A 21,218-nucleotide genomic window follows, 5' to 3' on the forward strand; every position below is an offset into this window, starting at 1 on the left:
TCCTTATAGTTTATATATTAATGAAATCCCGACCCTCGTGATTCCGAAGTAGTTCTTCGTGTCGGTAGCGAATGGTGCCCCGTTTTCTACGTTGTAGAACGTCTGGTACTTCGTCCAGAGGTATCCTACTCCGATATTGAATTCCATTCCCCAGTGGCGCGAGAACTTGAGCGCATATCCGTAGTCGATTCCGGCGCCCCATACTCCGTCGGTATCCTGGTAGCGGAATTTGTCGTCGACCGCTATGTTGAAGGCGCCTCCTGTGAGGTGGACTCCGAAGAAGTGCCCTTTCATCTCAGGCTTGAGCCAGTACCTTACGCTCGGCTGTATCGCGAGTACCCTGAAACAGTATGAGTTAGCGACGGTGAAAGGCGAGTAGAATACGGGGATGTCGAGCGACCAGTGGTCGGCAAGCCTTACTTCGGCGGCGATGTTAGGCACGACGAGGCCCCAGTAAGGGATGTTCGTCTTGAGCCATATTTTCGATGTCTCCCAGAATTCTTCCCTTTTCATCCGGCTTTTTTCCGTTGCGGCTGCTGTTTCCGTCACAGCTGTTTCAGTTGCTGCCGGTGCAGGCTCGGATATGGTTTCAGGCTCGGCTGCGGCATCCGTCTCCGCAGGCTCTTGTGTCACTGTTGCCGGCGTTTCTTGCGGTACTGTGGCCGGTGCCTCTTCCGTTGCCGGAGCCGTGGCCGGAGCTTGTTCCGTAAATGTTATGGGCTCCTGTTCGGAAACAGGTGCGGTTATCGAGAAGGTCGCCAAAGCGTACCTCATTTTTTCGAAGAAATGCTCCCTCATGTAGGCGAAAGCCCTTCCGCCACTGATTTCCATGAGTTGTTTTTTCTTTCCTCCGATGACTTTCCCCTCACTGTCGAAAATCCATACTGGGGTGTCGGACAGTGTTTTAAGTACGTTGTTACGTCCCGGTACGTCCATATCGTCCCGGACAAGTCCGGCAAGCGTATCCCAGCCGATGCCGGTCTGCTCTATGTGTACGAATCGTGAAGGAATGCCGGAATTGGCGATGATGTAGTCTGCGAGGCTCTGGGCCCTGCGGTGTGCAACATTGTTGCAGCTGAGGCTCGTGCCGATGAGGCATGAGTAGGCGCGGATTTCTATCTTCTTCAGTCTGCCGGAGGCGTATGCTTCTTTCAGGGATTCGATGAAGGAAGCGGTTTCTTCATGGTTCTGTTCCATGTAAGGACGTACGTCCGTCTGGTCCAAGGAAAAATAGATTAGGATTGAGTCTCCGGCGGTACAGGCGTTTTCGTCCGCATCATGCTGTTGTGTGTCAGGCACGGCAGCAAATCCAAATCCCGGAGGAGCGAACACCGATACTAAAAAGAAAAGTACCAGCGCAAGGATTGCGATATGTTCCCTGTTTTTCATAATGATTGTTGGTTTAGCGAAAATCGGTCTCAACAGGTTAGAAACACGAAAATCAATACATCGCCTACAAATTTATAACAAAAAATCGGGGAATCAAAATTTTTTTACAATTATTTTCCTTATGATGAACGATTTTACATATATATTAATCTGTCAGCGGCGCTTATTTTGTCTCTCCGAGGTTCTGGAGATCGCTGTCGCTGCGAATCTTGTCGATGATTTTCGTGACTATCCCGTATAACGGGGCTTCCTTCCGGTAATCGGCCGGGGCCATGAAGTTTACGCGCTTCTGTCTGAATAGTTTCGCGGCCGTTTTCTCCTTGTCCCTGTTTTCCGGATTGAACGTGGCTATGGAGTGTCCGCCGAACATTTTTACAATCTTCATGCACGGTACGTCTGTTTCGCCGTCACCTATATATATCATATTGCTGAACGGAATCCTCTTGCGGTCATCGGCCCAGCTTTCGTTGACGAGGACGGCATCGGCCACGCTGAGGATGCCCTTGTTTATTTTGAATATGAACTGTGTCTTTCCGGTATAATCCACTGCGACGGCGGGCCAGATGGCATCCCCGTTGCTGTCATACATGAAGGAGCAGGCGAATATTTTCTTGAATTCCTTGGCTATCTCGCTTCCTTCAATCATTTCGACGAGCCCCGATGAGTTGATGTAGTGCTCGATGATGACCCCTTTGGACTTGCCGTAGGCGTTTACCATTCCGAACCATTCCCGCACCCCTTCGAACAGCTCGATACGGCTTCCGAACTCCCTGAATGATTCCCGTCTGAGTCTCACTCCGCTCGCTTTGGCAGCATCGAACATCTGTTTCATGTAGCTGAGCACGTCGCTGGCATCCTGTCCGGAGGCAATCCGGTTGCTTTCTTCCCAGAACTCCATGGGCGAAAAACCTACGGACTGTATGAATCCGAATTCCTGCATGTTCCCCGGTGAAAGTGTCCCGTCGAAATCGTAGATAATGGCAACTATGGGCCGTTTGTCGCGTTTCATCCTCAATCTTTTTTATTCGGGCATTAAAATTACAAAAATTATACGTATTATTGCATAATGTACTAAAAAATGTGCATGATGGATTTAAAAAGGCGTGTCAAAAGATTCTTCGGGAAGAGGAAAATGGGGATGCGGGGCAGGATAGTGCTCGGTTTCTCGCTTCTGGTACTGATACTCTTCCTGTCGAGCATCATTGCGGTATTCGAATACCGCCACATGAGCAATTATGTGTCAGAGATGATTGCCGAGAACATCAAAAGCATCAATACGGCGCACAAGCTGCTGAGCTCGTGCGACAATTACAACATGACACTGCTGACTGCAATCAGCGATGACAGCGTGAAGGTGCTTCCGGGCTTCGACGAGGAGCAGTTTGCCGACGATTACGAGTATCTGCGCGGTGCGGTGAGCGGGCAGTCGGCCCTGAGCATGGCGGATTCGGTCAGGTATGCCTATTCGGCCTACCTTCTGGTTGCGGGAGAGATTGAGGCGGTGTGGCTCGCAGATTTTTCGGACAACAATACGAGGGACTGGTATTTCAACCGTCTGCAACCTATCTATTACAGACTGAAAGGATATATCGACAGGCTGTCGGACTATTCGTACAATGCCCTCCAGGCCAACTCGGAGGCCCTTCAGGAGAGTTTTTACCGCAGTATAATGCCCGAGGTCATCGCCGTATCTGTCGGGATACTGATTGCCTTCCTGTTCATGTTTTTCATAGTGTCCCGTTATGTCTCTCCGATACGGAAGATGTTGTCCAATATCCATGATTATGAAAGATTCGACAAGACATATACCTATACGTTCGAGGGCGGGGACGAGCTCTCCGAGCTGAATGAGGAGGTAAAGGACATAATTGAGCAGAATATCTCGCTGAAGCGTCATTATAACTCAAACAGGGAAGACTGAAAATGAATATAAATGTCATATCAAGGTATCTCGGTATCGCGCTTCTGGCCAATTCGATATTCATGTTCCTGTCTGCCGGAGTGTCGGCGATAAACGGTTTCGATTCGGCTTTCGTCCCTTTGGTCATCAGCGGCATCATAACTTTTGCGGCCGGCATATTCCCCATGATATTCGTAAGGGACAACCATGCCCCTTCTATCAAGGAGGGTTTCATAATAATCATCCTTGCGTGGTTCCTGTCGTGTATCTTCGCGATGCTTCCGTATCTCATGTGGGGCGGGGAATATACCCTGGTAAATGCCTTTTTCGAGAGCGTGTCGGGGCTTACGACTACGGGTGCCACGATACTGACGGATGTGGAGGCCCTTCCCAAAGGGCTCCTGTTCTGGCGTTCGTCCACACACTTCATCGGAGGTTTGGGAATAGTGGTGTTCATCCTGCTCGTGTTGCCGGAGATGAGTTCCGTGAGGTTCAAGCTGTCGAAAATGGAGGCTTCCGAGGTTTCGCGTGAAGACTTCAAGTTCCGTTCGAAGGACAAGGTGTATGTGATACTGTCCGTATATATGATATTGGTAATCGCCAATACCCTTGCGCTGTGGATTGCCGGGATGTCGTTTTTCGATGCGGTAAACCATGCTTTCAGTACGGTTGCTACCGGAGGTTTCAGTACGAAAAACGCATCGATAGCCGCATACGACTCTCTTGCCATTGAGTTGATATGCGAGTTTTTCATGATTATCTCGGCCATTCATTTCGGAATGCTGTATATGCTGATTTTCAACAGGTCGTTGCGGATTTTCCGCTCTCCCGTAGTGAGATATTATCTTATGACTATATTCGTGGCGACTGTGGCGATAAGCCTGAATCTCGTCGCTTCCGGGACTTATTCGAGCTTTCCAGAGGCACTGCGGCAGGCGTTCTTCAATGTGGCTTCAGTGATAAGTACCACCGGTTTCGCGACTGTGGATACTTCGGTATGGCCCGCGTTTTCCATCATGATACTCATATTCCTGCTTTTCCAGTGCGGCTGCTCCGGTTCCACGACAGGCGGTATAAAGAGCGACAGGATGTGGATATTCTTTTGCGGGGTAAAGAAACAGTTGAAGCAGCTTCTGTATCCAAACGCCGTCGTTACGGTCAAGGTCGGAGGCAGCGTTGTGAACAGTTCGGTGCTTTTTCCTGTCGTGCTTTTCATAGCCCTGTACCTTTTCATCGCTTTCGTTTCGACCTTGCTTCTGACCCTTTGCAATATGGATCTTACGGAAGCCTTTTCCGGGACAGTTACGATGATGTCCAATGCGGGACCTGGCTTCGGAAGCATTTCTTCTGTTTCAAATTACAATCATATCCCGACGATGGGGAAGGTCGTTTTTTCAATCGACATGCTGCTCGGGCGTGTCGAGCTATATCCTTTGCTTTTGTTGGTGTCCGGGATATTTTCAAGAAAATAGATTTTTCGGGAAAAACGTTTTACAGAAAAAAGGGACATGGGGGTCGGCGATTATTTGTACAAACAGTTTCTGTCGGGGATGCCTTTCCGGCCGACAAGCTGCCAGGACGGTCTTTTCCGTATGCTGGCCGGCTATGTGGTGGGGGACGGGGGTGATATCTTCGTGGTGAACGGCTATGCAGGCACCGGGAAGACGACGGCCGTGACTTCTTTGGTAAAGGCGTTGAAGGCCCATGGCAGGCAGTTCCGCCTTATGGCGCCGACAGGGCGGGCCGCAAAGGTACTTGCGCATTATACCGGAGAGAAGGCTTATACCATCCATAAGACGATATACAGGCAGGCTTCCATGAAGGACGGCATAGGCAGCTTCACCCTTTCCCCGAATAAGGACAAGGATACTGTTTACATAGTCGACGAGGCTTCGCTGATTGGGACGGACGGCGGCGGAAATTCGATTTTCGGGAGCGGGAATCTCTTGGACGACCTTCTGTCATATCTGCGTAACGGTATGGATAACAAATTGATACTCATCGGGGATTCCGCACAGCTTCCTCCGGTGGGTATGGATTTGAGCCCGGCTTTGGACATGGATTATATTTCGATGCTCGGAGGAGGGGAGTTCTGCGAACTGAAGACTGTCGTAAGGCAGGCTGAGGAGTCCGGAATACTGTATAACGCCACGATTATCCGCAATCTTATAAATTCCATGTCGCCGGAGTCCCTGCATCTCGAACTCAAAGGTTTTTCCGATATCAGCGCAATCAAGGGCGGGGAGCTTATCGAGTGCATTTCCGATGCGTATTCGCAATACGGGATGGATGAGACGGTGGTACTGTGCCGCAGCAACCGCAGGGCGAACAGGTACAATGCCGGCATACGGGCTACCGTGAATTTCAGTGAAGAGAGACTGGTGCGCGACGAACGTCTGATGATAGTGAAAAACTGTTACCAGTTTCTGGACGGGCTCGAAGACATAGATTTTATCGCCAACGGCGATTTGGCGCGGCTCGAAAGGATTTACAGGTACGAGGAGCGTTACGGGCTCCATTTTGCGACCGCCGAGCTCTCCCTTACGGATTACGGGGAGGCGGAAATGACGGCCAAGGTGATTCTGGATACCCTTGAAAGCGAGACCGCGTCGCTCGGGGCCGGGCAACAGGAGATGCTCTTCCAGGGCCTCAATGAAGACTACTCGGATACGCGCTCCAAGGCGAAGCGGTACAAGCTGATACGCGAAGACCCTTATTACAATGCCCTGCAACTGAAATACGCATACGCGATTACCTGCCACAAGTCCCAGGGAGGACAGTGGAAATGCGTGTTTATAGACAATATGCTGTGGAACGAGCCCACTGTTGACGACTTGAAATGGCTTTACACGGCAATCACCCGTGCCGTGGAGAAAGTATATCTGGTTAATTTTCCGGAAGAATATTATTCAGCGGACTGAGCCTCCGGTTGGGACGGTTCTGCCGACTGCCGTACTTTCACGGCCCTGTCGAGCCTTTCCGCTATGGACCCTGTCTTCTTCCCTTCACGGAATACGGACACAATGATTTCCCCTTCCCTTTCGGCTCCGGTCGTGTTTTCCTTGACATCTATGCTCAGTATCTTCATCGAAGCGTCGTCCGGTGAAATGAAAATCTTCGTCTCTATCCAGTCGCATTCTTCGTTCGCTTCGGCCCAGCTTCCCACAAAACAGAAATTAATCTGTTCGTTTCCGCCTTCCGCTCCGAAACCGACTTCATACGTGGATACGGTGAGGTGCAGCGGAATCACTTCCTTCGTGCATGATGAGAGTGCGAAAACGGTTGCTGCGGCCATAATGGCGTATGATAAAAATTTTCCTTTCATTTTCAATCGTGTTTGTAAATAAATAAAAATCAATTTATGAAAACCGGCTGCAAATATAGTGTTTTTCCGCTTCTTTTGTGCGAAAAAGAATATATAAATGGTGCTTCTTACTTGCGTTTACGGCGGGAAATGGCGGCAGCGGTGATGATGACCGCGATGCAGCAGAGGACCACATACATCCAAGTGCGGTTGCGTGGCTCTTTGTCGAGGAAGGCAAAATGGTCTTCCCCGAGATATTTGCCCTCCGAGATAAGCCGCAGGGCTTCGTCCAATACGATGTCGTTTCCGGCGGTATAGAGCTCCTCATAACTGAGAGGTACAGGGTAGTCCGGCATCAGGCCCCTTCCGGCAGGGGTGCGCGGCGTGACCGCGGTGTCGAACACTTCCTTTACCAAAGGGATGTTTATCATGATGTAGGAGTTTGGCAGGCGTATCTGTGCGAATTTCAATGCCGTCATGAAATGATAGCCGGAAGCTGTCTCCCTTCCTACGGTTACCGCCCTGTGGTTGCGCACAAGCGTGGCCGGAAAGGCCGATGCGGCGGATATCGATGTCTCGTCTGTAAGTACATACAGTTTCCCTTTGTAATTCAGGAGCGAGTCCGGCATTATCCTGTCGTTGGAGGTTATCTCGCCTGTTACGAAATAGCCTTCTCCGTTTTCATCTTTTACTGCATCAGGGAAAATGATTTGGGAAGTGTCGTAGTTCATGGAATATTTAAGGTACTTGAAACCGCCGGTTTTGTTCACGTACGAATAGGAGTCTGTTTCCCGCGACGGCCCGTTGAGAAACCATGTGAGCAACTTACGTTCTATCTCTACATGGCCTCCGCTGTTGTTCCTCAGGTCGATTATCATATAAAGGTAGGAAAAATATTTTCCAAGGGAATCGGCGAGGGTTTCTGTCTGTGTTTCGTCTAAAACGAAGGTGGACAGGCCGAAATATGCCGTGGAATCGTTTAAGGCTTCGAAAACGTATGGGGTGTCTTTGTATTTTTCCCGTTTTTCATAATATTGCACCCCTTTTTTTGTCATCGAGGGAGTGACTTTGCGGATTTTTGTGCTCGGAACCCATTCGTCAGTGAATTTTTCACCGTCACTGAATTCGAGTACGGTCGTTCTCGGCTCGAATATTTTGTGCCCGTACATGAGGTTCCAGTTGTATGCCATATAGAAGTCCCTGATGCTTTCGTTTCCCGTGTCGTAGCCGGTAATGAGTTCTTCTATCGACCGGATATAACTGTCTGCCGGGATTCCGTCCACGGATACGATACATTTTCCTGTCATGTTTTCATAACCTTCCTGTACGTATGTGACTGTAAGCGAGTCGCCGAATTTGCCGAACATGATGTGCGGGGCGTAAAATGTCCTGTAGGACTCGAAACGGGGATCCGGTGTAAGCATGTTTAGATGGCTGTCGTGTATGAAGGCGACGGTTCTCCATGCGATGTCATAAAAATCCTGGTAGCTTATCTTGTCCGAGCTTCCGATGCGGACCCTCATTGTAGAGTCGAATGCGGCAAGCTGCCCGGGAGTTACTACGTCATAAACGGACGGGAACAGTTCTTCGATGGAACCGATGAGAATATCGAAGTCTTCCAATGCCTTTTCCCGTGTAAGTGTTTCGGGTATGACGAGCTTTTCAGGGGCGATGAACGTGCTTGTCAGTCCGAATGGTGCCATCGGGTCGGAAACGGTACCTTTCCGGGTAGAGATGCTGAGACGGATATGGGATTTCTCGATTTCCTTGTAGGCATAGCCGGCTGTCCCTAAATATTCGCCTCTCCTGATTTTCATTCCGGTCTTGTATTCCTTGTCGCCTTCAATGCCTATAATGTTTATTGTACTGCCGTCATCGATTCTTATGGACACATATCCGGTAACGTATTTCTTCGGCACGGAATACGAGTTTTCCGGTTTTCTCGCATCTTCGAGGAAAGCGTCGAGGGTAGGGGATTCCGCCCTGCATCCCACTGTGGACATGGAATTAATGGATGTCTTGATAAGAATGCCGTAGGAAATCACGGTTCCGTCGGCTGGTGCGATGATAGTGTCTCCGAATGCGGCCCCGATGTAAAGGTCGCCGAAATTGAGTTCTCTCCCGATGTATTCCTGAGGCCGGTAGATTATGTCTTCTCCGGCAGCCTTGCCTTTTACGGGCCATGACAGAAGTTGCTCTTCCTTCGGCGTTCCATCCGTGGCCTGGATGCTTGTCGCCAGTGCCGATATTGCCAGCAGGGCCGATAATGCGATGATGATTTTTTTCATGATATTGCGTTTTTTTTATAAATGCCCGAATGTCTGTGCAATTTTAAAAAAATCAGTGTTATATGCAAATTTTCAATACAAATCATTTGGGAATTTTTCGGGATAAATCGGTAACTTTGTCTCGCATTAAGCCTGTATGAAGGACGGAAAGAGAGGAAAACGATGGGAAAAAATGAAAATATTCTGGAACGGACGGCCGCTTTCGCCTCGGAGCACGCCGGGGACGATTGCGACCGTCTTCTTTTCAATGCCGCGAAATATCCCGGAATAGACATGCGCCTTGCCGTTGATACCATATCGGGAAGGAAACGCTTGTCGCGCAAACTTCCTGATTTTGCGGCGGTGGATGGACTTCTGTATCCGGGCCGCCTTTGTACGGAGCAGTGCAGTTCGGGCGCATGTGCGGCTTATAAGGCCTCTCTCGTGCAGTCCCTCGTTCCCGGAGCCGTCGTTGCGGATATTACCGGAGGGCTCGGGGCCGATGCCTGCCGAATGTCCCGGGTCTGTTCCCGTGTGGTTTGTTTTGAAAGGAATGCCTTGCTTGCGGATTGCGTGAGGCACAATTTCAAGGTGCTCGGCAGGGATAACATAGAAGTCCGCAACGAGGAGGTTTCGCAGGAAAACATCGGGCTTTTGCTTTCCGCATCGGAACCGTCTTTGGTGTATGCCGACCCTGCCCGGAGGAACAGCGGGGGAGGCAGGACGTTTTCCATCAGGGATTATGAACCCGATATAACGGCCTTCGTCGGGGATGTTTTCAGGCATTGCCGTTATTTTCTCGTGAAGATTTCGCCTATGGAAGACCTGGACTCGGTGTTCGAATCGCTTCCGCAATGCCGTGAAATCCATGTGGTTTCGTACGCAGGAGAATGCAAGGAGCTTTTGCTCGTATTGGACAGGGACTGGCCCGTGCCCGTGGCGGGCAAGGAAATGCAAGGCGCTGTGGAGAGAAGCCATGTCGCCGTGGAAAAGAGAAAACGGGTGGCTGTTTCGCTTTCCGATGACGGCATAACTGATATTTTCGGGTTTTCCAAGGAGGAAGAAGCGTCCGCATCGCCGTATTTTCTGGAATCCGCCGATGAAATCAGGCCGGGGATGGTCCTGTACGTGCCTTCGCCTGCAATCCTCAAGGCCGGGGCCTACAACCTTTTCGCTGAAAAATTTTCCCTGACGAAGCTGGATGTGAGCACCCACCTTTATTTGGGACGTTCCGGCGAAGACGGAGAGGTTTCCGGAAGGTTGTGCGGAATCCCCGGAAAGGCGTATGGAATCATCGATGTATTTTCTTTCGATAAAAAAGGCATTGCGGAGGTCTCTGATAAAATAAAGGGACGTGCCGATGTCACAGCCAAAAACATCCCTCTGTCATCGGAAGAACTTGCCCGCCGGCTGAAAATCAAATCCGGCGGAGGGCTCCATGTCTGGGGATGCCGTGCCGCCGGAAAAAATATATTGTTTCTTGCTGAAAGGCTTCAATGATGCCTGGAAGCCGTTTGAAACGGTTTTTCTACATGTCCTTGAGCCATTTCAGCCAGAAGAACTTGTTGGCCGCATTGAAATGTTCCGCCTGGTAACCGCGGTATCCGTGTTTTCCTTCCGGATAAATCATCATCTCGAAGCGTTTGCCCTCTTTCTGGAGCAGGTCCACCAATTGCATCGTCTGCTGGAAATGCACGTTGTCGTCCGCCGTTCCGTGGGTGAGTTTCAGCATGTGGGTAGGCTTGGACATGTCGATGCCGTGCCCTGATGCAGGCTCTCCGTCCGTGCCGCCCGAGACTGTCTTCATGTATTCGGTAGGATACATGTCCGCATAGTTCAGTACCTTGTCGGCATATCCTTCCGGATTCCTTTCCGGAGTATCCATATAACGTTCGGTGTAGTGTGAATCGTACAGCATCCAGTCGTATACCCCGCCTCCGGCTATTCCGAAATTGAAATGTTCATGTCCCTTGGTAAGGCACATCACCGTCATCGTGCCTCCGAATGAAAATCCTTCGACACCTATCTTGTTGCCGTCCACGTGTGGAAGAGACTTGAAATATTCGGACCATGCTATGAAGTCCTGCAACTCGTAGTTCATGAGGTTCCGGTAAATCATGTCCAGACCCTTTCTTCCGCAGCATCCCGAGGCGCGGTTGTCCACGATTACCTCGATGATGCCGTTGTTAGCCCACCACTGGGTGGCATCGTTTATCCCTCTCCATCTGTCGCGTACCATCGGAGTGTCCGGGCCGCCGTAAATATCGAAGTGGACAGGATATTTTTTCGAAGGGTCGAAATCGACAGGATAGAAAATCAGCCCCGGAAGGATAAAGCCGTCTTCGGTTTCGAGATACACTGTTTCCGGCATGGCGATGGCATAACTGTTGAATCCGCTTCCTTTCATGTCGGCGATTATTTCCTCCTTAAGGCTTCCGTCGCGGTTGTATTTACCTGTGCGGAAAACGGAGACTTTCGGAGGAGTGACCGCGTTGGAATAAGTCGCTGCAAACTGTTTGAAATCATCTGAAAATACGACCTTGTGCACATCATAGTCTTCATCCGTGAGGGCCGTGATGTTCCCATCCGTGTCGGCCTTGTAAAGCGCACGCCTTATTCTTGAAGCGCGCATTGCAAGAAAAAAGATGTCGTCGTTCTTCGGATCCACGCCGACAAGGGATATGTCCCAGTTTTCCCCCGAGGTAATCCTTTTTACCCCGCTTCCGTCATACGGCAGGAAATATATCTGCTGCCAGCCTTCGAAATCGCGCACCATGTAAAGTCCGTCCTTCTCGAAGATTATTTCCTGCATCCAGTTTATCCATGTAGGGTAGGATTCCTCGTAGACGAGGCGCTTCTCCCCGTTTTCCGCGCTGACGGCATAGAGGGTAAGCTCGTTCTGAACCCTCGGCATGTGCGCTATGTAAAATTCCCTGCTGTCGTCGCCCCAGAAAGGTATTCCGAAATACTGGTCAAGTTTTTCATCGAAATCGGCCCATACGGTTTCAGGTTCTCCGGAAGATATGTCGGCCATCCCGATTCTTACCTCGGGATTCCTGTCACCGGCTTTCGGATAATGGTAGCTGAACAGTTCACCGTGCTGTCCGTCGGACAGATAAATCGGGAAAACCGGCACTCCGGTGTTGTCGAATCTGTAGAACCCTATTCTCCGACTGTCCGGAGACCACCAGAAAGCCTTGTAATTCGTGGCACGTCCGAGTATTTCCTCATAATATACCCATGAAGCGTATCCGCTGGTAATCATGTCGTTGCCGTCATGGGTAATCCTGATTTCCTTCCCGTCTGCGACATTGTATACATAAAGGTCCCCTCCCTTCGTATATGCTATCTTCGTACTGTCCGGAGAGTAGGTCGGGTTTACTGCCCCGGCCGGCATGTTTTCGGGGAAGACGGTCTTCTTTGCAGGTTCTTTCGAGAAAACGAATTTCCTGCCGTTCCAGTAATATTCCTGCGGTATGTCGTTGAGGATGCCTTCCGGCAGTTTTCCTGAAATGTTTTCCTCGGTGAGACGGATTTTTCCGGTATTGTCGGGAAATTCTTCTGCGTGGGTAGTCCCTGAAATCAGCAGTGCCGCCGTTATCGCGGCGAGAACGAGACCTGAATGTTTCATATTTATGAAAATATCTTTATTTTAAAACAATTTTCCTGCAAAATAAGCATTAATTTTTCTTCATGCCAAGAAAATCGGTAAATTTGAAGGATGTTATTATTGGAAACAGTTTCGAAAAAACGGACTAAAAAATATTCGATTATGGAAAGGGATTACAGGGCTGTCGCCCAGAGCTGGCTCGACGGCGGTTACGATGAGGCTACGAAACAGGAAGTAAGGGCGTTGATGGCAGGAGACCCTGCCGCGCTTGAAGATGCGTTTTACAGGAACCTCGAATTCGGTACCGGAGGACTCCGCGGGATAATGGGTGCCGGGACGAACAGGATGAACCGCTACACCGTGGGCATGGCTACGCAGGGCCTTGCCAATTATATCAGGAAGCACCATCCGGTTGTAGGTACCTGTCTCTGCATTTCGCACGACAACCGCAACCATAGCCGCGAATTTGCGTTGATAACGGCGGATGTGCTTTCGGCTAACGGTTTCGATGTGTATATATTTGATAGCCTGAGGCCTACTCCGGAACTGAGTTATGCCGTAAGGCTGAAAAAGGCCGTGGCGGGGGTGATGATTACGGCTTCCCACAATCCGAAAGAATACAACGGCTATAAGGTGTTCTGGTCCGACGGGGGGCAGGTGACTTCTCCGGTAGACAAGGAAATCGTGGCGGAGGTAAACCGTATCGGCAGCCCGGCCGAAGTCAGGTTCGTCCCGGGAGAAGGTGCCGGAATTATCCGCACGATGGGCGAGGATGTGGATTCGGCTTATCTGAAGGACATACTCTCGCTGACACTTTCTCCGGAATCCGTCGCACGTCACAATGATATCAGGATTGTCTACACTCCTTTGCACGGGACCGGTGTCAGGCTCGTGCCGCGTGCCCTTGACATGCTCGGCTTCAAAAACGTTTTCCATGTGCCGGAACAGGATGTGAACGACGGGGATTTTCCTACCGTGAAATCTCCTAATCCTGAGGAGCCGTCGGCTTTGAAAATGGCTCTTGAAATGGCGGAGAGCAACAATGCCGACATAGTCCTTGCAACGGATCCCGATGCCGACAGGGTAGGGGTGGCGGTACGTGACGGCAACGGTAAGATGATATTGCTGAACGGCAACCAGACAGCCTCCATACTGACATATTACATACTCACCCGCTGGAAGGAACTCGGGAAACTCTCCTGTCGGAACCCGTACATAGTCAAGACTATCGTAACCACCGGGCTGCTGAAGGCCATAGCTTCTGATTTCGGAGTCAGGACCTACGATGTGCTTACGGGTTTCAAATATATCGCCGAGGTAGTGGAGGAAAACGAAGGGCGTGCGGTCTTCGTGTGCGGAGGCGAGGAGAGTTACGGTTTCAATGTCGGAGAATTCGTGCGCGACAAGGATGCGGTGATTTCCTGTTCCATGGTAGCCGAAGCCGCTGCATGGGCGGCGGACAGGGGCAAGACACTTTACGGCCTGCTTGAGGAGATTTATTCGAAATACGGCTATTACCGTGAAAAATTGCTTTCATATACAATGAAGGGAAAATCCGGGCTTGAAAAGATAGCTTCTCTCATGGCGGAGTTCCGTGCCGCTCCTTTGAAATCGGTAGGAGGTGCTCCTGTCGCGCGTGTCATCGATTATGCTGAACCCGAAAAGACAGGCCTGCCTTCATCGAATGTGCTCCAGTATGTTGCGGAAGACGGTACCGTGCTGACAGTCAGGCCTTCGGGTACCGAGCCCAAAATCAAGTTCTATATCGGGCTTTCCGAAAAAGCCGACGGCTGTTCCCTGACCGATGCCGCCGTCCGTGCCGACGAAAGGATTGCCGCCATCGAGAACGAAGTAAATGCTATGGTGAGCTGAAACCCGCGGGGGTATTTTTGTGTAGCGCGTTTTTGTGCGGGGGATTTTTCCACCCGATGTCCATCTGTTAATTGTGTAATATATTAATAATCAGCATTTTATAAAAATTGGAGCTGTCTTTGGGTATGTCAGAAAGTACCCAAAGACAGCCCTGTTTTTGCAAGTTATTGATTATCAGCTGCTCCAGAAAAGAAGGCTGGCTGTGGGGTGGAAAATTTGCCGACAAAATCCGATTTTCCTCCTTCGTCCCTCTTCCAGCCAATTCGTCATCTGAGATGCAGGTTCCCTGGCCGCCCGAAAAAGTTTAGAGCGAGTTGTGTTTTGTTAAGTTATTGATAATCAGTTGATTGTTAAAATTTAACTCGCTTTTGAGGGGTATGCGGACATGGTCAAAAGTGAGTTAAATTTTATTAAATAATTGACAATCAGTTACTTGTAAATATTTTACTCGCTCCCGACGTTGAAAAATCAGCTCCGCAAATCCATGCCCCGCAAATCCATCGCCCTATCACTCTGCAAATCCTTCACTGCTTTCTGTAACGAGCTATTCCGCCAGCTATGGTGTTTATAATGATGTATGCCGTGGAGAATGTGCAGATGCCTCCTGCCAGTGCGTGGAGGAAGCCGTCTGCGAGGAAGGTGAGGAGTACCGCGATGCCGGCAACAATCGGAGTGGCGAAAATGGCAATCAGTGCGGCCCGTGAGCCGTATGGCTGCTGTCCGGAAGCCCCTGCTTCATCCTGTGCCCCGTCCCGTGTCCCGTTGCCCTGTGTCCCGGAAGCTTTGGAAAAGCTTTTCAGCGAGGCCATCGGAACGCGACTCAACATCAGCCTGCAAGCTATGTAGACTATGGCCGGCATGGCTATGAAGCTCCTTGCCATCAGGTTGTGAATCCAGCCGATTTCATATAAATCCATAATTGCTGCCACCGAGCCGATGAACATTGCGGCGGCCGGTACAGGGAGGCCCCTGAAGCCGTGTGCCTGCGTTTCGTCGGTGTTGAATTTGGCCAGTCTCAATGCGGCGCAAGGCACGAGCAGCAAAGGTATGTAGGTGAACCATAGCGGCCCTATGAAGTTTTCCTGCATCATGTAGAAGAGCATCAGCGCCGGAAGGGTGCCGAAACTTACGAGGTCGGCGAGGGAATCGAGTTCCTTGCCTATGGCCGAGTAGGCTTTGAGCCCGCGTGCGGCCGCGCCGTCGAGCACATCGAACAAGGCTGCCGCGAGCATCAGCACGAAGGCACAGCCGATATCGCCTTTAGCCGCGTAAATAATACCGAACACTCCTGAAACAAGGTTCAGGAGTGTTATCGTATTTGGTATATGTCTTGATAATCCCATGGATTGCAGTTTAATGCCTTACCTTATTTGATACCGAGTTTCTTCTTGATATCCTTAGGAATGGCGTCCTTGTGGACGATGATGTTCATGGTCTTGTACCTTACGAAGGCATCGGATGCATACCATATCCCGTGGTATTTTCCTGCATCACCCCATGAGTTCTTCACCATGAAGTACCTGTTGCCGTCCTGGTCTTCGGCGATACCGTAGATGAGCATTCCGTGGTCATCGGTTGTAGTCTTGTTGTCATAACCGATCTGGCGGAGTTCCTGGGTGATTTCGAGCTCGGCAGGGAGGAGTTTTTCAGGCTGTGCCTCTTCCGATTTTCCTACCCATTTTTCCTGGTCGGAACCGGCTTTCTTCGCCGCTTCGTCGACTACAACGGCGATACCGTCACGGGTAAAGCCCCTTTCGCTCACATCCGAACCCCATGCGATGGTGTATCCCTTGTCGATGGAGTTGTACATGATTTCCATCATGTCATCGAGAGGTACGTTGTATGAGAAATCCCATCTCCAGTTGTCGCATATTTCGAGAACGAACTGGGAGTAGAACGGATGATGGTTGTATGATGTAATGGATACATAGTCGTCAGGATTGATTCCGAGGCTTTCTGCAAAACTCTTAGGGGTATATTCCTGTCCCTGATATGTGAAGGTTTCAGGATATTCTCCGAAATAAGCCGCAAGGATACCGTCGAAACCGCGCTTCCATGCAGTCGAGAGCTTGCCGTTAGGGCGTTTTGCGATTTCCTGGACGTATGCCAGTGTCACGGCGTCGATTTCACCGTGTACAGGCAGTTCTTCACCGTAATTGAATCCCGGCATGGCTTCCTGCGGCACGATGCCGTAGTCATTGATTACATGGAGCACGTCTTCGCATGAAGAACCGGCTGAAAAATTGAATTTGCCGTCCATGCGTACATATTTCACGGCCCTGTCCGAGTATGAGTGGGAAACGACGAACATTTCTGAAAGGTCATGCTCTCCCTTGCCCATCCTGATGAGCTCTGACTCTATGAATGCAAGGCCGGAAAAACACCAGCAGGTGCCGGACATGTACTGGTTCTTGATAGAAGTGATAGGAAGTTCCTTGATGGTAGTGAACTGATATTCAGGTTCTCCCTTTTGCGGCTCCTGGGCCATTGCACCGAAAGAAATTGCCGACAGTAACGCGGCTGCGGTAATCGATTTCAAATACATTTCAAATGTTTTTTAAAGTTATTATAATTCAAATTGTCAAAATTTTAACGGTAAACCTTATGAAATATTCCATTATATCCGACAAATATAAGCATTATTTTTGTAAATTTGTCGTCCTCACAAATAAAAAACCAAGATGTATTTGACAGCCGGTAATTTCATTCTCATAGCTTCGATAATAATTTTTGTGGCCTTGCTCGCGAGTCGTGCAAGTTTCAAATTCGGTGTCCCCGTCCTCCTTCTTTTCCTTTTTACGGGGATGCTGTTCGGGTCGGACGGACTCGGACTTCAGTTCAACGACATGAACCTTGCCCAGTTCATCGGAATGGTCGCCCTGAGCATCATCCTGTTTTCCGGCGGAATGGATACGGATTACAAGAGCATCAGGCCGGTGCTAGCCCCAGGTATCGCCCTGTCTACCGTAGGGGTCCTGCTCACGACGTTAATCACCGGAGTTTTCATCTATTTCCTCTGCAACAGGCTTTTCGACATGGCGGGATATACTCTGGTATTCTCGCTGCTGCTTGCCGCCACCATGTCGTCCACCGATTCCGCCTCCGTCTTCAATGTGCTCAGGAGCAGGAAAACAGGGCTGAAGCACAATCTGAAGCCTCTCCTGGAGTTCGAGAGCGGCAGTAACGACCCTATGGCCTATATGCTGACAATCGTGCTGATACAAATACTTTTGGGTGACAATTCCTCTTTCGGCTCGATTGTACTTACCTTCTTCGCCCAACTCGCCATCGGCGCGCTGGCCGGTTTCGGCATGGGAAAGGCGGCCGTGTGGATTACAAATAAAATCAACCTGCATTATTCGTCGCTGTATCCCATACTGATGCTCTGCATCATATTTTTCACCTTTTCGATTACGGATTTGATTAAGGGCAACGGCTATCTCGCGGTCTACATAGCCGGCATGGTCGTGGGGAACAATCCTTTGGTAAACAAACGGGAGACGACGAAATTCCTCGATGGCATGACCTGGCTGTTCCAGATAGTGATTTTCCTCACCCTCGGCCTGCTCGTGAACCCGTCGGAGATGCTTCCGATAGCCGTGCCGGGCCTGCTGATAGCCATTTTCATGATTGTCGTGGGCCGTCCGCTCAGCGTTTTCCTGACAATGCTCCCGTTCAGAAAATTTTCTTTCAAGAGCAAGCTCTATGTTTCATGGGTCGGCCTGAGGGGTGCGGCTCCGATAATTTTCGCGACATATCCTGTCATAGAGGACGTCCCGGGAGCCCGCAACATATTCAATATCGTATTTTTCATAACCCTCGTCTCGCTGCTTGTCCAGGGCACTACCGTGAATTATTTCGCGAAGACGTTGAAACTTACCGCCGCGACTCCGAAAGAGGGGAATGACTTCGGGGTGGAGCTGCCGGAAGACCTGAAATCCAAAGTCTGGGACATAACGGTGGACGAAAAAATCCTTTCGAACGGGCCTCTGCTGATGGACGTCGGCTTCCCGAAAGGGGTACTTGTCATCATGGTAAAACGCGGGGACGATTATAAGGTGCCGAACGGGGACATGAGCCTTGAGGTGGGGGACAAGCTGCTCATGCTTTCAGCCGACGAGCAGTTCATACCGGATAAGGAAAATATTTCTCCGGAGGCTATAGAAAATTATATGAGAATTTTCCCGGAAGGCCAGTTCTGCCCTCTCGATACGGTAGAGCGTCAGCGGCCTGATAGGGATTATTACGTCATCCTTTACATACACGGTATGGGAGGGGGAGGAGACAGCCGTATTCCGTCCATACTTTCCGAAGAATTGCCGCAGGACAGGTACCATGTAGTCGTAAGGACTTATTCCTTTGATCCGGACGAGGCCTACGGCCAGATTGCTTCATGGATGGAAGAACTCAAGCCGGACCTCATAGTCGGCGAGTCCCTCGGGGCCGTACAGGCTATCCGCATCAAAGGTTTGCCGCATATTCTTGTTTCCCCGTCGCTCAATGCCCCTCTGTATCTTTATGCGGCCTCTTTCCTCGTATGGATTCCGGGACTGCGACTGTTGCTGGAAAAGATTTACAGGCCCAAGCCGGGAGACCGTCAGGAGCTGCATTTCAAGGCGAAGATACTGCATTCGTACCGCGATCACCGGGCACGCGCGCTCATGCGTTCGCCGAAAATGCTCGGAGACCGTGCCGATTACTTCTTTGCATTTTTCGGGAAGAAAGACCACTACCGCCGCAGCGGGATAGTATCAATCGCGACTTACGAAAAATATTTCTTCCATAGCCGTAAATGCCGGTGCCTCGTCCCTGACCGTGATAACGCCGGAGGAGGGGCGGCTTATCCGACTTATGCGATATATCCGGGAGGGCATTTCATGGAAGAAGAACATGTCCGTACGCTTCTTGCTCCGAAAATCATGGAAGTGCTTTCCGGCTTTGTCACCGGTTCATCCGATCACTCGGGTTCCAGTCACTCGGATTCCAATCACTCAGAACGGGAACAGTAACGGCAGTACGAAGACCATGACTATGCCCATGATGATTTGCAGCGGAAGCCCGACTTTGATGTAATCCATGAATTTGTATTGTCCGGCAGGCATGACGAGGGCATTTGGCGGTGTGGAGAACGGCGAAGCGAAGCACATGCTTGCTCCGACCGCTACCGCGAAAAGGAGGGGCACAGGGCTTATGCCCATCTGTGCGGCACTCTGCATGGCTATCGGGGCGAGCAGTACGGCTGTCGCCGTGTTGCTGATGAACATTGTCATCAGTGATGTCGTAAAATAAATCCCCGCCATCAGTGCGATGGGGCCGTAGCTTCCGAGCCCCTGGACAAGGGTGTTCGAAATCCAGGCCGAAGCTCCGGTCTTTTCGAGTGCGAGCGACATGGGCATCATGGCGGCAATCAGCACGACACTTTCCCAGTTGATAGTCTTGTATGCCGCTTCCACATTGCGTATGCAGCCGGTAAGTACCATGAGGATGGCGGCAATCATGACAGCCGTTACCGGTTCCACAGGGATGAAGTCGAATACCATCATGGCCACCATTAGCAGCATTATGACACCTGCTACCGGCGCCTTGTAGTCGAGGGTCACTTTCGCGGCTTCTGCGAGTGGCTGGCCGAGAACGACCCAGTCCGCATCCTCTTTGTTCAGTCTGGCTATGTTGGCCCAGCTACCCTGTACGAGCATGACGTCACCTCCGTGGACCTTTATGTCTCCGAGGTCGTGCAGGAGGTATTCGCTCTTTCGCCGTATGCCCAATACGTTGATATTGAATTTTCCCCGCAGGTCTATGTCCTTGATGCTTTTGTTTATGAGTCCCGAAGTCGGCACGATGATGATTTCCGCTATGCCTATCTCATAGAAATCCAATGAATTGCCTTCCTGAATCTTCACGGCTTCTTCGGTATGGTGTCCGTCAAGGATGTCAAGCTTGCACTCCCCCGCAAATCTCCTTACTTCATCGAAATTTCCGGATACGTACAGTATGTCCCCGTTTTCGAGTGTAGTCTCCGGGGAGGTCAGCTGGGTGATTGTTTTCAGGAAGCGGTAGCGGGACGAGTCCCCCCTGCGGATTTCCATTATGTTCAGTCCGAATCTTCGGCGTATGTCGAGTTCGATGATGGATTTCCCTATGACGGTGGAATCGCTGCACACCTCGACCCTGAACAGGTTGCTTGCAAGCCCGTATTCCTTTACAAGCTGCTGGAGGCTCTTGCCTCCCGTCCCGGCATTCTTTTTCTTCTTGCCGCTGAGGAATATCTTGCTTAGCGGCATCAGCACGAGGATTCCTACGGCCACGCATATGAGGCCTACGGGCAGGAACGAGAAGAACGAAAGCCCTTCGAGGCCTGCCGAAACGAGGGTGTCATTGATTACAAGGTTGGGAGGAGTACCGATGAGTGTCATCATTCCTCCCATGCTGCTTGCAAAGGCCAGCGGCATCAGGAAACGGCTCGGGGACACATTCGCGCTTGCGGCGAGGCTCACAACTATAGGGAGCATCAGTGCCACTGTACCGGTATTGCTTACGAATGCCCCTATGGCCGATGTGACGAGGATGACCAGAAGGAACAGCCTTGTCTCGCTCTTTCCGGCAAGCCGTAATATCTTGGAGCTTATCATCTTGGCCAGTCCCGTCTGGAAAATCGCCCCTCCGACCACGAACAGTCCTATCATCATTATCACGACCGAGTTGGAAAATCCGGACAGGGCTTCTTCCGGTGTCAGTATCTGGCAGACAAGCAGCGCGACAAGGGCGCAGAGTGCCACCAGGTCCGAGCGGATTTTCCCGTTTACGAAAAAAATCGCTGAAAGTACAAGTATGCCGATTGTTATCCACATGGCCGGAGGGGTGTTTATTGTCGTT

13 protein-coding genes and 1 pseudogene are annotated in these 21,218 nt (G+C 50.6%); 6 read left to right on the forward strand and 8 right to left on the reverse strand.

Going from position 1 to position 21,218, the window contains the following annotated elements; all coding sequences use genetic code 11:
- Positions 1 to 3: 3 nt before the first annotated feature.
- Positions 4 to 1,389, reverse strand: coding sequence for a DUF3575 domain-containing protein (locus B5F83_RS04110; protein WP_087276882.1), 1,386 nt, complete (start codon positions 1,387 to 1,389; stop codon positions 4 to 6).
- A gap of 163 nt (positions 1,390 to 1,552) precedes the next feature.
- Positions 1,553 to 2,398 (reverse strand): HAD family hydrolase, encoded by an 846-nt coding sequence (locus tag B5F83_RS04115; RefSeq protein WP_087276885.1) that lies wholly within the window; start codon positions 2,396 to 2,398, stop codon positions 1,553 to 1,555.
- 75 nt (positions 2,399 to 2,473) lie between these two features.
- Between B5F83_RS04115 and B5F83_RS04120 the strand changes: the two genes are divergently transcribed.
- Genes B5F83_RS04120 through B5F83_RS04130 form a run of 3 tightly spaced genes read left to right on the forward strand, consistent with a single transcriptional unit; the run spans position 2,474 to position 6,210 of the window.
- Positions 2,474 to 3,310, forward strand: a complete 837-nt coding sequence (locus B5F83_RS04120; protein ID WP_087276888.1) for a methyl-accepting chemotaxis protein — start codon at positions 2,474 to 2,476, stop codon at positions 3,308 to 3,310.
- Positions 3,311 to 3,312: 2 nt separating this feature from the next.
- Positions 3,313 to 4,761, forward strand: coding sequence for a TrkH family potassium uptake protein (locus B5F83_RS04125; protein WP_087276891.1), 1,449 nt, complete (start codon positions 3,313 to 3,315; stop codon positions 4,759 to 4,761).
- Between the two features lie 36 nt (positions 4,762 to 4,797).
- Positions 4,798 to 6,210: an AAA family ATPase gene (locus B5F83_RS04130; RefSeq protein WP_239383822.1), complete on the forward strand. Its 1,413-nt coding sequence runs from the start codon at positions 4,798 to 4,800 to the stop codon at positions 6,208 to 6,210.
- Here the strand turns inward: B5F83_RS04130 and B5F83_RS04135 are convergent.
- Positions 6,195 to 6,614: a BACON domain-containing carbohydrate-binding protein gene (locus B5F83_RS04135; RefSeq protein ID WP_087276894.1), complete on the reverse strand. Its 420-nt coding sequence runs from the start codon at positions 6,612 to 6,614 to the stop codon at positions 6,195 to 6,197. The two genes, B5F83_RS04130 and B5F83_RS04135, sit on opposite strands and share 16 nt — an antisense overlap.
- A gap of 107 nt (positions 6,615 to 6,721) precedes the next feature.
- Entirely contained in the window at positions 6,722 to 8,881 is a 2,160-nt protein-coding gene (locus B5F83_RS04140; RefSeq protein ID WP_087276897.1) for a S41 family peptidase, read from the reverse strand.
- Between the two features lie 162 nt (positions 8,882 to 9,043).
- Here B5F83_RS04140 and B5F83_RS04145 point away from each other — a divergent pair, with 162 nt between their 5' ends.
- Positions 9,044 to 10,360 carry a class I SAM-dependent methyltransferase gene (locus B5F83_RS04145; RefSeq protein WP_087276901.1) on the forward strand — a complete coding sequence of 439 codons (1,317 nt, stop codon included), beginning with the start codon at positions 9,044 to 9,046 and terminating at the stop codon, positions 10,358 to 10,360.
- Positions 10,361 to 10,388: 28 nt separating this feature from the next.
- Here the strand turns inward: B5F83_RS04145 and B5F83_RS04150 are convergent, their stop codons facing one another.
- On the reverse strand, positions 10,389 to 12,491 hold the full coding sequence (locus tag B5F83_RS04150) for a DPP IV N-terminal domain-containing protein (protein WP_087276904.1): 2,103 nt from the start codon (positions 12,489 to 12,491) through the stop codon (positions 10,389 to 10,391).
- A gap of 141 nt (positions 12,492 to 12,632) precedes the next feature.
- On the opposite strand from B5F83_RS04150, the gene B5F83_RS04155 reads away from it, so the two are divergent.
- Positions 12,633 to 14,342: a phospho-sugar mutase gene (locus B5F83_RS04155; RefSeq protein WP_087277380.1), complete on the forward strand. Its 1,710-nt coding sequence runs from the start codon at positions 12,633 to 12,635 to the stop codon at positions 14,340 to 14,342.
- Positions 14,343 to 14,866: 524 nt separating this feature from the next.
- Here the strand turns inward: B5F83_RS04155 and B5F83_RS04165 are convergent.
- Together B5F83_RS04165 and B5F83_RS04170 are read right to left on the reverse strand one after the other, a co-directional pair.
- Positions 14,867 to 15,685: a CDP-alcohol phosphatidyltransferase family protein gene (locus B5F83_RS04165; RefSeq protein ID WP_087276910.1), complete on the reverse strand. Its 819-nt coding sequence runs from the start codon at positions 15,683 to 15,685 to the stop codon at positions 14,867 to 14,869.
- 23 nt (positions 15,686 to 15,708) lie between these two features.
- Positions 15,709 to 16,887 carry a C1 family peptidase gene (locus tag B5F83_RS04170; RefSeq protein ID WP_087276913.1) on the reverse strand — a complete coding sequence of 393 codons (1,179 nt, stop codon included), beginning with the start codon at positions 16,885 to 16,887 and terminating at the stop codon, positions 15,709 to 15,711.
- 136 nt (positions 16,888 to 17,023) lie between these two features.
- On the opposite strand from B5F83_RS04170, the pseudogene B5F83_RS10780 reads away from it, so the two are divergent.
- A pseudogene (locus B5F83_RS10780) lies at positions 17,024 to 18,454 on the forward strand (potassium/proton antiporter); the annotation flags it as partial.
- Positions 18,455 to 19,333: 879 nt separating this feature from the next.
- Here the strand turns inward: B5F83_RS10780 and B5F83_RS04180 are convergent.
- Positions 19,334 to 21,193: an SLC13 family permease gene (locus B5F83_RS04180; RefSeq protein ID WP_087276920.1), complete on the reverse strand. Its 1,860-nt coding sequence runs from the start codon at positions 21,191 to 21,193 to the stop codon at positions 19,334 to 19,336.
- Between the last annotated feature and the right edge of the window lie 25 nt (positions 21,194 to 21,218).

The sequence above is a fragment of the Muribaculum sp. An289 genome, from assembly GCF_002159555.1.
Lineage (GTDB): Bacteria > Bacteroidota > Bacteroidia > Bacteroidales > UBA932 > Merdivivens > Merdivivens faecigallinarum.